Here is a 12,238-nt window from a genome sequence, read left to right as displayed (position 1 = left end):
CCTGTTTTAGTCGTTACCCATCTGGGTTAGGCTTTTCTCAGATTAATTATGACATAGTTTGCAGGTGATCAAGTCTTAATTACTATTAATATTTGTTAACTGTTGTGACTCTAGTTCCCTGATTTGATTGTAAATATCCTGGGATTTTTGGCTGATAATTGTGCGGGTATTTTCCGACAATTCTTGTATGGATGAGTTGATTTGACCGCGCCGAAAGAAGTTTTGATATCCGCCGTTTTCAGCAAATCCTAGAGTTTGGCTATCTCCCCGCTGACTGAGAGTTTTAACTTGCCGAAATTGTTGATTATTGACGGCAATTTGAGCCTGAGCTTCTGTGATATCTAAATCCAGAAAATTGCAGACATTTTTGAGCGATTCAACTGGGTTAATATTCAGGGATTCATAGCTGACCAAGAAAAGGCGATCGCTGCCAGTTTTAGCAGCTTCTAAATAACCGTTAATATGACCACACCATTGATTGATTAAATTCTGACAAAACCCATCTATCCCGGAGTTATTTTCCCGAAACCTAGGCGACCTTAATTGATAGTGATAGTAGGAACAAAGACAATCAGCCGGATGTCTAAATAGGTAGATAATTCGATAATCGGAAATGAGAGCTAATGGTTCATGGGTTTTGATAATCCGAAACGGAATTTTAATCCGAGGGTTGCGATACCAGTCTTCAATATCCACCTTATAAACATCTGGGATCACATTCCCTCCTGGTTGTGTTTTTTCCCCCCCCAAATGTTGAATCACATCACTAAGTAACAATCGCATCCACGTATTACCAGAACGTGGATAGGAGGCTAGAAATACATCTGTTGGTCGAAAATACCATTGATTTACCTTGTACTTATATGCTGAGGAAAACATGATATCTGATTAGATAGATTGACCGATGTAACCGATAGGCTTTGAGGTTTCATGTGTTACGTTTAGGATATTACCGCCACACCCAAAACCTCAGACCTATAGGAATTTTTTTGCCACTTATTTATGTCGAATATATTCGTAAATCGACAAATACTGAGTAGCTGGATTTGACCAGGAGTAGTCATATTCCATCCCTTGAATTGCCAAATTTTGAAACTTTTTGGGATAGTGATACCACAAGCCTATCGCTCTATCTAAAGCCGATTCTAGCGCCTGACTATCAGTTTGGAAAAATACATAACCATTGCGTTTTTCTGGTTCATGATAGTTGTCATAGTCCCGGTCAAAGACTGTATTGAGTAACCCGCCAACTCCCCGCACCACTGGAACAGCTCCATATTGCAAGCCAATCATCTGAGTTAAGCCACAAGGTTCATAATTGCTGGGAACAATAATAAGATCAGCCCCGGCATAAATGAGATGGGAAAGTTCTTCATTAAAACCAATTTCGATATGGCAATCAGGGTTATTATTTAGATGATTTTTTTCATGCAAAAACCAGTTGTTAATTGCGGTTTCCGTTGCCGAACCTAACAACACAAATTGAGCTTGGCGATAGAGGGCATAATAAATAGCATGGTGGACGAGATGAACGCCTTTTTGTTGGTCTAAACGCCCCACATAAGCAATTAAAGGTTTATCCCCGTGACCCAGCCATAATTGCTCTCGGAGTGCTTGTTTGTTTTTGGCTTTTTCCGTAAAGGTATCAGCATCATAATGATGGGGAATATAGCGATCGGCTTGGGGGTTCCATACTTCATAGTCAATGCCATTGAGTACCCCACCAAATTTATGTTGATGTTCATGAATGGTATGGCCTAAACCATAGCCAAAATCACCATAGTGTGCTTCCCAAGCATGGTGGGGGGAAACTGTGGTGATAAAATTGGAATAGACGATTCCGCCTTTCATCAAATTTAGAGCAAAGGGATTAAAGGGATCTTGAAGGCGATCGTCAGCGAAATAGTAAGATTCCTTATTCAGACCTGTCGCCCATAAAACATCACATCCCGAAATGCCCTGATGTTTAAAGTTATGAATGGTATAACAAACCCGTTGATATTCCATGCCATGATACTTATAAATCTCGAACAGTAGCACCGGAACTAGGCCAGTTTGCCAGTCATGGCAGTGGATCACATCAGGTCGTTTGTTCGTCAGCAACAGAAACTCTAAGGCCGCCTTACTGAAGAAGGCAAACCGCATATTGTCATCGTTGCAACCGTAGTAGCAGCTCCGATTGAAAAATAAGTCCTCGGAATGGGGGTCTATGAAAAAGCATAATCTGCCATAAACCCAGCCACAGTAGACATCGCAGTATATAGCCGCACCATACCAAGGGACAACTAAATCTCGATAGGCTTCATGTAGCCCCCAAATATGGTCATAACGCATACAATCATATTTGGGTAGAATTATCTCTACTGTATGGCCCCGCAGTTCCAACTCTCGGCTGAGTCCGTAGACTACATCACCCAAACCTCCCGCCTTGATTACAGGGGCGCACTCAGAGGCAATCTGTACAATGTACATCTTCACTCCTCTTGTAACAAAAGTTTATGTTCTATGTTTCCTATTGAATCAGGAAAAAGCACCGATCGCTCACCAATGTAATTTATGACTCCTATTTTCTCTGGTTCTAGGAGCATAGAGCAATTGAGGGTCTCAAAGAAATTATTTCCAGGATCAACGGCAAAATGGCTATTATCAATGAACTTTGATAGATTTGGTGCGCTTGCCCAAGACTTGATGTATAGTCTGAGAGTACAATATCCCCAAATTCAAAAACCAGTTCTGTTCTCAAAGACATTCCCCAAGGGAATTGTCCTTTTAACCAGGTTGGGTGATAGATTAGAGAGCCTGTGTCCCTCCAGATACTGCTGGCAGATTCTGAGGATGATCCTGGGATCGCTTGAATATCAGGTAGGTGGCTAAATGGTCCAGTCTGTTAACAACCTTAGTGAGTTAAACTTCCGTTTAGGAGGAACCATGGCTAAGAATGGTCTGTATGGGTATATAGGGGTTGTAGTTTCCTTTGGGATTTTGATTGGTCAACTTCCCGCAGAAGCGCAACCGCCAACTGTGTTGAGCGCTTCTCATATCATCTCTCGTTACCGAAGTATGGTTGAGGAGTCCGAACAACCTGAGCTACATAAACGTATGTTGTTGCTTTCTGCTCAAAATGATTTGAAGTCTATTGTTGAAGATGTCGGAGATACCTGTCAAGCCTTGGCTTCTGGGGGGTTAACTTGGCGGCAACGTCAGGCTATTCAGGAAGAGTCTCTTCGTCAAGATCTGACTTTGGACCCCCAAATGCGCGAAATTTTACGCGCTGATCAAAGTATTCGCAATAATTTGGTTAAGCAGATGTGTCCACAATACATTCGTTAATCGTCAGTAGCAACCGATAAAAGCTGCGTCAGTTAAACTTGGGGGACTCGTTTCTATTTACCGGGTCTGACGTACCCGAGGGGAGGTGCGTCAGTTTCCATTATCCAGTCTGACATAGACCAGAGGTGCGTCAGTTTCCATTATCCAGTCTGACATAGACCAGAGGTGCGTCAGTTTCCATTATCCAGTCTGACATAGACCAGAGGTGCGTCAGTTTCAAGTTATCGGGTTATGGTTGCTATTTACCGGGTCTGACGCACCCTACAAGGTATGTTCAAGGTACGTTAGAGGTCGCCTACCGAGTGCGTCAGTGTCCAATTATCGAGTTATTATTGGAATTTATGGAGGTCTGACGCAACCGGCGAGTACGATGATGCAAAAATTGCGGAATTTAAACCAAAAATCAGACTGGATTAATGCCTCGGTATGGAAGGATATAGAACAGGAAATGTTATTGCTATTAAATCCGGTTAATAGCAGTTCGACTTTATTTGATGTTCACTGCTTCCAATTGATTCTGTGCTATCTATTTCGAGATTATGAATCGGCTTTACAGGCGGCTGAGTTAGTTGGTAATTATATTGATGATAGTTTAAGTATTTTTAACCGGGGAGAATATTTGTTTTATTATTCCCTAACTTTGGTGGCAAAGGCGGAAACTCTGTCGGGGTCAAAGCGGGATGCTATTTTAGAGAAAATCCGCACAAATCAGGGCTTAATGTCATCCTGGAATAATCATATTTATGGGAGTTTTAAACATCGGTATATTTTGGTGGAGGCGGAGTTAGAACGCCTCTCAAATCAGATATTATCAGCACTGCAAAAGTACGAACAAGCGGTTTCTGAGGTGATTACAAATGGTGCGATTCACGAAATAGCGATCGCCTATGAATTGGCGGCAGAATTTTATAAACAACAAAATTTATAGCGATTTTTTGTGATTTATATAAAGGCGGCTCATGGTACTTATAGCCGCTGGGAAGCCACCGCAAAAGTTAAAGATATTAAGTATCGATATCCTGATATTTTTTCTCCCGCCAACTGGTGGAAAAGTTCAGTCTCTCAGAGTCGAGAATACCCAAGCAATGCCCAAATTTTTAATCTTGGTCATGTTCTACAGGCTTATCAAACCTTGTCGGGGGAAACGGTTTTGGCGAGTCTGTTGGCTAAAACCATGAAAATTATTATCGAGAATACAGATGCAGAAATAGGTTATTTGATTTTGCCATGTGACCATAAATCTAGTCAGGAAATCTCTCAAGAATGGATGATTGAAGCTATGGCAGAGATGGATATTGATGAGGTGACTGTTTTGCGTTCAATTCCTCTTAATACACTGCCAGATAAATCTTTTCCTAAGTCTATCATTAACTATGTAGCACGCACTCATGAATATGTATTGCTGAATAATGCTTATAACCACCAAAGTTTTAGGGATGATGAATATATCACAAGTCATAAACCTAAGTCAATTTTGGGGATTCCTTTAATTCGTCAAAAACGGCTAATTGGTATTTTTTACCTGGAAAATAATATTACAAATGGCAGTTTTGGAGATGAACAAATACCAATTGTCATTTTGCTCTCAGTTCAGGTGGCAATTTGCTTAGAAAATGCTTTGCTTTATCGGACTCTGCAACAGAAAGTCACTGAACAAAATGCAGAACTTTCCCAGACATCCCAACGACTAAAAACGGTGCAAAAACGACTGATTGAAGCTGAAAAAATGGCGACTTTAGGAGGCTTGGTGGCGGGGGTAGCTCATGAAATTAATACTCCGGTGGGTACGGGAATTATGGCGGCTTCGTTTTTGGTGAGTGAAACCAAAAAGTTTTTGAGTCTTTGTCAATTGCAACCGTTAAAGCGATCGGCTTTAAATATGTATCTTGATATAGTATTGGAAAGCAGTAAACTGATTTTGAGTAATCTCCAGCGTTCAGCAGAATTAGTGCAGAGTTTTCAGCAAGTAGCTGTTGACCAAACTTCCCTAGAAAGGCGCACTTTTACCCTAAAACCATATTTAGAGGAAATTCTATTGAACATTCGTCCTAAACTGAAACAGACCCATCATTGCATTGTCGTTGAGGGGGATGACACCATAGAGGTAGATAGCTATCCTGGCGCTATTTCTCAGGTGATCACGAATTTGGTGATTAATTCTCTGATTCATGCTTACCAACCATCGGAGTCAGGTCAGTTATATTTAAAGATAGCAGAGGTTGGTGATGATCACTTTTTGATTGAATACAGTGATGATGGTTGTGGTATTCTTTCCGAAAACCTGGAGCATATTTTTGACCCTTTTTTTACTACCACTCGTAATCACGGGGGGAATTGCTTGGGTTTACACATTGTGTATAATTTGGTAACTAAAACTTTGAAAGGTACAATTTCTTGTGATAGTCAGGTGGGAGTAGGATCTAAATTTATCATCAACTGTCCGCGCTTTCCTAGACAATGAATTGATAGGGATCAATAATATATGAATAATCAAAAGCCCTGGGGTGATTTTACTAAAGATGAAGAGATTTTAACGATTATTGAGGATGAGGAGGAAGGTTCTGTCTTATCTACAATCATTGATGATGTCGATTTGAGAAAACCTTGGAAAATTATGCTGGTGGATGATGATCAAGAAGTGCATCAAGCCACACGAATGGTTTTAAAAACTTTGACTTTTGAAGAGAGACCTTTAATTTTTATTTCGGCTTATTCGGCTGGGGAAGCACAAGAGGCGATCGCCGCTAATCCTGACACGGCTGTTTTGTTGTTAGATGTGGTGATGGAAACTAATAATGCGGGTCTGGATTTGGTTAAATATATCCGCAAAAATCTGAATAATTCCTGGGTGAGAATTATCCTTAAAACTGGATATCCGGGGGAAGCACCGGAAGATTCTGTAATTATTGATTATGATATTAATGATTATAAAACTAAGGTAGAAATGACTCAGCAAAAATTAATTACAACTATTATTGCTGCTTTGCGTTCCTATCGAGATATTATGGCATTAGAGGAGAGTCGTAAAGCCTTAAATAAACTTAATCAAAATTTGCAGTATTTAGTCCAAGAACGTACTAAAACCTTGACCGAAAAAAATCAGATATTACAACAAGAAATTGATAAAAGTCGCCGATTAGAACAAGCTCTAATGGAGAGCAATCAAAAGTTTAGGGGTATTTTAGATATTGCGGAAGAGGCGATTATTTCGGTAGGAGAAGACCAACGTATCACTTTATTTAATCAGGGTGCAGAAAGAATTTTTGGCTATACTATTGATGAGGTTATCGGACAACCTCTGAATATTCTTTTGCCGAAAAATATCCACAAAATACATGAAAAACATATCCAAAATTTTGGTCAAAAGGCAATTTTAAATTGTCCGATGAAGGGAAGGCGAGAGGTTGTCGGACAGCGTAAAAATGGGGAAGTTTTCCCGGCAGAGGCTTCTATATCTAGGTTGCAATTATCTGATCAAGTCGTTTATACGGCTATGTTACAAGATATTAGCGATCGCCAAAAAGCTGAACATGAACTTCAGCGCCTTAATCAAGAACTAGAAACCCGAGTTAAACAGAGAACTCAGCAACTACAAAACCAAATTGAACAACAAAAACAAACTGAACAGGCTTTGCGGGAAAGCGAGGAAAAGTTCCGTCAATTTGCTGAGGCAATTTCCGAAGCATTTTTTATAGTTTCTCGCCATGGAGAAGTCCTGTATATTAGTCCGGCTTATGAGCAAATTTGGGGCAGAACTTGTGATAGTTTATATCAATCTCCTGAGTCTTGATTTGATTCGATAGATGTGAATTATAGATCGAAAGTAATTAGTGCAATGAAACACCAATTTCTGAGGAAAAAATAATTAGAGTTAGAGTATCCTATTTTTCGCCCAGATGGCGAAAGGCGCTGGATTCGTGCTTGTTCTTTTCCGATTTATGATCAGGACGGAAATATCTACCGCTTTGCTGGTATTGCTGAGGATATTACTGTTCGTAAAGAAGCCGAAGAAGAGTTACAAGCCAGAGAAGTGGCTCTCCGAGAATTATATCAGATTGCCGTGGCTCCTCATCTAAATTTTAATCAAAGACTAGAATCTTTACTGTCTATGGGGCGACTACAATTTGGCTTAGAAATTGGGATGCTTTCTCATATTCAAGGCGATCGCTATCAGGTGGTAGCGGTACAAACTCCCCCAGGACTGACACCGCCTATTGAAAAATGCGATTTATTCCGATTAAAAAATACCTTTTGTGAAGCCACTTTTAACAGTTCGAAAATTGTCTGTATTACCTCGGCGGCACAGTCGGAATATAAAAACCATCCAGCCTATCATAACCTAGGACTCCAAGCCTATATTGGGGTGAGGATTATAGTAGGACAATATGTATATGGAACTATTAAATTTTGTAGTCCCCATCCTCGCCATACTCCCTTTCGCAATAGTGAACGGCAATTGTTGCAATTAATTGCCATATGGATTGGTAATGAAATCGAACGTCAACAGGCTAAAAAAGTTCTGGAACAGGCTTTTCAAAATACTTTACTACAACAACAGATAACAGACGAAATTCGCCAAAGTCTCGACAGCCAACACATTGTTCAAGCTACAGTTAGTTTAGTGGGGGAAGCCTTTCATGTGAATCGCTGTTTAATTCATCGTTATTCGCCGAATTCTAGCCAAAAAATAACTATGGTAGTAGAGTATTTAAGGGGGCAATATGAGTATTTTATGGGGATAGAAATACCCATTAGTAAGAATCGACATCTTGCCATATTATTAAATCAGGATCAGGCTATAGCTTCTGATGATGTCTACAAAGACCCCCTGCTTTTTCCCCATTATGATCTCTGTCGCCAAATTAATTTAAAATCCATGTTAAGTGTTCGGACTTCCTACAAAGGGGAACCGAATGGAGTAATTAGTTTGCAACAGTGCGATAGGTTCCGCCAGTGGACTCACGACGAAATTGAACTAATAGAAGCTATCGCTCAACAAGTAGGAATCGCCTTAGCACAGGCGCAACTTTTGGAGCAGGAAAAATTACATAAACTCGAACTAGAACACAAAAATCAAGCCCTCAAAGAAGCGACACGCCACGCCGAAGCTGCTAACCGGGCTAAGAGTGAATTTTTAGCTAATATGAGTCATGAAATTCGGACTCCCATGAATGCGATTCTAGGATTTTGCGATCTGCTACAGGGTTTGGTGGCGGAACCTCGTCAAAAACAATATGTTAAATCCATTGGGGCTAGTGGTAAAACCTTACTGGCTTTGATTAATGATATTCTGGATTTATCCAAAATTGAAGCGGGGAAAATGGAACTCCATCAGGAGCCTATGGATTTACGGGTTATGCTAGAAGAAATCTACCAAATTTTCTGCCAAAAAGCAGCAGAAAAAAAGGTAGAATTGATTATAGAAATTAATGATGATTTGCCGAAGGCGATTATCTTTGATGAAGTCAGGTTACGACAGATTTTGTTAAATGTGGTGGGAAATGCTCTCAAATTTACTGATAATGGTTCGGTGAAAGTTTCGGTTTTGACTAACAGTAATACTCCGGTAAGTGCGGATAATACGGAACCTACTATGTCCCTATAAATTGCGATCGCTGATACGGGAATTGGTATCGCACCAGAACAACAGGAACGCATTTTTGATAGTTTTATTCAAAGTGAAGGACAAAGTACCCGCAAATATGGTGGTTCAGGACTAGGGTTAGCAATTACTAAACGACTCACCCAAATGCTTGGGGGAACTATCAGCCTGGAAAGTCAACTAGGTAAAGGTAGTAAATTTACCTTAATTTTCCCGCAAGTTACACCCATAGACTGGCAACCTGACGATATAATTGTCGAAATAAATGATGATTTAAATCAAATTCAAAGCAGTAAAATATTAGTGGTTGATGATGTCCAATCTAACTTAGATTTAATTCAGGGATATTTTGTCAATTCCCATCATCATCTGTGGCTGGCACATAATGGCATCGAAGCTATTCAAATAGCGGAACTAGAGAAACCCGATTTAATTATGATGGATTTGCGAATGCCGGAACTAGATGGGGTGGAAGCGACTAAACAATTAAAGGCTAATCCCGCCACTAAGCAGATTCCAATTATTATTTTAACTGCCTCATCTTTAGATCGTGACCACCAAGAATTATCTTGTCTCCAAGATGGTTTTTTGCATAAACCTGTAAGTCGTTCACAGTTAGTTTTAGTGTTAAAACAACTGCTTCCCCTGGATACTGTAAATACTGTTGAATCAGTGGCTGATGATACCTCACCAGTACCCCCGGCTTTTCCGGTTTCCCCAGAGTTCCCCCATGGGTCCATTGATGAATTACTGGAAAAACTCCAGCAACAGGAAGAAATATTTTGGCCAGAACTAGGACAAACTCTCAAAATGAGGGATTTACAGGCATTTTCGGAGCAGTTGGTTCAATGGTCGCAGCAGTATCCCTATCCGGCTTTTGTTGAATATGCTTTAACCCTGAGTTCCCAACTCGAACAATTTGACTGGGACAAAATCCCTGGGACGGTCAGAGCCTTTCCAGACCTGCGACGATCGCTTATAGATATTTATGGTGAATAACTTATGGTGATTATTACTAATTGAACAGGTTGTTACTGTCGTATTTAGTTGTCATTGGTTAACAATTGGTATAGGATCAATGTATAGTCTTGGAATTAATAGCCCAGTGTGTAGTGAATTGTTTTCAACCAGAAAATTTTTTGATTTTGATTGTTGATGATGTCAGCAAAAATTTGCAGGTCGTGGGGGCGATGCTTGATGATGTGGGTTACGCCACAACCTTCGCCACCAGCGGTAAACAGGCGATCGAAAGGGTAAAAACTGCTAATCCTGACTTGATTTTACTTGATTTAATGATGCCGGAAATTAACGGTTTGCAGGTGTGTGAGCATTTGAAGGCTGACCCGCTTTATGCAGAAATTCCGATTATTTTATTGACGGCTAGTAATGAATCTGAACATTTACTTCAGGCTTTTAGTCAAGGGGCGGTTGATTATGTTACTAAACCCTATAAGGCTCCTGAACTACTGGCTCGCGTTAAAACTCATTTAGAGTTAAAATATACTCGCGATGAATTAAAACAAGCCTTAGTTGAATTAGAAAAGTTAGCGACGACAGACGCTTTAACAGGTATTGCTAATCGTCGCCATCTCTTAGTTTTGGGTGAGCGAGAATTTCAACGTACCCACCGCTATAAGAACCCCTTTTCTGTGTTAATGATTGACATTGATCATTTTAAGTTAATTAATGATAATTATGGTCATAGTATCGGAGATAAAGCCCTCAAAATAATGGCAGATGTCACGGTAAATGCTTTAAGAAAAGTGGATATTTTTGGCAGGTTTGGAGGGGAAGAATTTGTGGTATTTTTACCGGAAACTAAAGCTGATGAAGCCTTGGTGGTGGCGGAAAGAATTAGAGAGGCGATCGCCACAACTCCCATATACGTTGATGACCAGACTATTCATATAACTGTGAGTATTGGTGTGACTATTTATAACTCATCAGAAATTAGTCTGGATGGCTTACTTATGGAGGCAGATAAAGCACTTTATGACGCCAAAAAATAAGGTCGTAATCAAGTGGTAATTTATCCAAAATTTAACCAACTTGATTAATCCACAGATTTTGACCGTTTACCAATTAGCCAGTAAGTGGTCATATTGCCTTTCCCTTTCACAGAAACAACCCCTCGTTTTTCTAAGATATATTGTTGTTTTAAATGCCAGTATACGGTCTGACTGACTTGGATTTTTCCGGGTTCACCTTGTGACTCCATACGACTAGCAGTATTGACCGCATCTCCCCATAAATCATAGGTAAACTTTTTTAAACCAATAACCCCAGCCACCACCGGACCCATATTAATACCAATACGGATATTCAGTTGGTGGCTAATTTCCCCCTGTTTATGATCATCTGTAGACCCTTCTGCTAACCCAGAGGCTTCAGCAACTGGAAGGCTAACGCAGTGGAATTGTTGGACAACTTGTTGCATTTCTATAGCCATATCAGCGACGGCTTGAGGGTGATCATCACGGGGGTTAGGAATTCCCCCAACCACCATATAAGCATCACCAATAGTTTTAATTTTCTCCAAACCATACTTATCTGTAAGGCGGTCAAAAGCGGAAAAAAGTTGATTAAGTAAATCCACCAATTCTGTGGGTGTTAATTGCGAAGCAAGTTCGGTAAAATTAGTTATATCTGCAAATAAAATAGTCGCCTGTTCAAATCTATCCGCAATACACCTGTGGGTATTTTTTAACTTATCGGCTATGGTTTCCGGCAGAATATTTAACAATAATTCATCGGATTTTTCCTTTTCTTGGCGTAAGGCTTCCTCGGCTTGTTTTTGTTGTGCGATCGCCTCAGAAATTTGATGATACATCTGCATAAATGCGCGAATCACATCCCCCAATTCATCGCGACTTTCCACAGAAGCAGCATAAAAGTGAGGGGGTAACCGATGATTAGCAATAGCTGAACCCGCGTTGATTAAATCCTGTCGTAAATTCAAAATCGGCAAAATCACTAAATAGTTAAGCACCACCATGGTCGCACCAGTGACAAACACAGAAATAATCAAAACCAGTCCCGCAATTCGTACAATAAAATACCAGACTTCCCGATGAATAGGAGAGGCATCATAGCGGAGGATAATGAGATAATCATCTAGGCGGGGAAAAGTATCACAGGTAAGATCATAGCGATCGCCTTCGGGAGTGTTTACATACAGTATTTGTACATCTCTGGCTTCTGGATAAGATAAAGCTGGAGTTTCCCCAAAACTGCCAATTAGTTGTCCGTCGGAACTATAGAGAGACCCTCCCATAATATCAGAGTTCATATAATGTAAATTTTGCA

Annotated in this window: 9 protein-coding genes and 1 pseudogene; 7 read left to right on the top strand and 3 right to left on the bottom strand. The window is 40.2% G+C overall.

Annotated features, from left to right (window positions below; all coding sequences use genetic code 11):
* Positions 1 to 75 precede the first annotated feature (75 nt).
* Both B9T16_RS06365 and glgA read right to left on the bottom strand, forming a co-directional pair.
* The gene (locus B9T16_RS06365; RefSeq protein ID WP_410244329.1) at positions 76 to 879 is read right to left on the bottom strand and encodes a sulfotransferase domain-containing protein; all 804 of its coding nucleotides are present in this window, start codon (positions 877 to 879) and stop codon (positions 76 to 78) included.
* 117 nt (positions 880 to 996) lie between these two features.
* Positions 997 to 2,472 (bottom strand): glycogen synthase GlgA, encoded by a 1,476-nt coding sequence (gene glgA / locus B9T16_RS06360; RefSeq protein WP_014274095.1) that lies wholly within the window; start codon positions 2,470 to 2,472, stop codon positions 997 to 999.
* A gap of 402 nt (positions 2,473 to 2,874) precedes the next feature.
* Between glgA and B9T16_RS06355 the strand changes: the two genes are divergently transcribed.
* From B9T16_RS06355 to B9T16_RS06325, 7 genes and pseudogenes are all read left to right on the top strand, one after another.
* Positions 2,875 to 3,330 (top strand): hypothetical protein, encoded by a 456-nt coding sequence (locus B9T16_RS06355; protein WP_014274094.1) that lies wholly within the window; start codon positions 2,875 to 2,877, stop codon positions 3,328 to 3,330.
* A gap of 310 nt (positions 3,331 to 3,640) precedes the next feature.
* Entirely contained in the window at positions 3,641 to 4,258 is a 618-nt protein-coding gene (locus B9T16_RS06350; protein ID WP_410244328.1) for a hypothetical protein, read from the top strand.
* Positions 4,259 to 4,267: 9 nt separating this feature from the next.
* Positions 4,268 to 5,791, top strand: a complete 1,524-nt coding sequence (locus B9T16_RS06345; RefSeq protein ID WP_410244327.1) for a sensor histidine kinase — start codon at positions 4,268 to 4,270, stop codon at positions 5,789 to 5,791.
* 21 nt (positions 5,792 to 5,812) lie between these two features.
* Positions 5,813 to 7,297 (top strand): annotated as a pseudogene (locus B9T16_RS06340) (PAS domain S-box protein); the annotation flags it as partial.
* A gap of 93 nt (positions 7,298 to 7,390) precedes the next feature.
* Positions 7,391 to 8,935, top strand: a complete 1,545-nt coding sequence (locus B9T16_RS06335; protein ID WP_410244347.1) for a GAF domain-containing protein — start codon at positions 7,391 to 7,393, stop codon at positions 8,933 to 8,935.
* Positions 8,936 to 9,931, top strand: coding sequence for a response regulator (locus tag B9T16_RS06330; protein ID WP_410244346.1), 996 nt, complete (start codon positions 8,936 to 8,938; stop codon positions 9,929 to 9,931). It abuts the gene before it with no gap.
* Between the two features lie 89 nt (positions 9,932 to 10,020).
* Complete coding sequence (locus B9T16_RS06325; RefSeq protein ID WP_410244326.1) at positions 10,021 to 10,941, top strand: diguanylate cyclase; 921 nt, start codon at positions 10,021 to 10,023, stop codon at positions 10,939 to 10,941.
* A gap of 44 nt (positions 10,942 to 10,985) precedes the next feature.
* Here the strand turns inward: B9T16_RS06325 and B9T16_RS06320 are convergent.
* A partial coding sequence (locus tag B9T16_RS06320; protein WP_410244325.1) for an adenylate/guanylate cyclase domain-containing protein occupies positions 10,986 to 12,238 on the bottom strand: 1,253 nt, incomplete at its 5' end.

Source organism: Arthrospira sp. PCC 8006, from assembly GCF_046480465.1.
GTDB lineage: Bacteria > Cyanobacteriota > Cyanobacteriia > Cyanobacteriales > Microcoleaceae > Limnospira > Limnospira platensis.
The sequence above is the reverse complement of the archived record's forward strand: the minus strand, read 5'-3'. Positions and strand labels throughout refer to the sequence as shown.

What these genes read in the sequence shown, in the direction of transcription:
- B9T16_RS06365 (WP_410244329.1), bottom strand. Translation starts at nt 879, where the DNA reads ATGTTTTCCTCAGCATATAAGTACAAGGTAAATCAATGGTATTTTCGA.
- glgA (WP_014274095.1), bottom strand. Translation starts at nt 2,472, where the DNA reads ATGTACATTGTACAGATTGCCTCTGAGTGCGCCCCTGTAATCAAGGCG.
- B9T16_RS06355 (WP_014274094.1), top strand. Translation starts at nt 2,875, where the DNA reads ATGGTCCAGTCTGTTAACAACCTTAGTGAGTTAAACTTCCGTTTAGGA.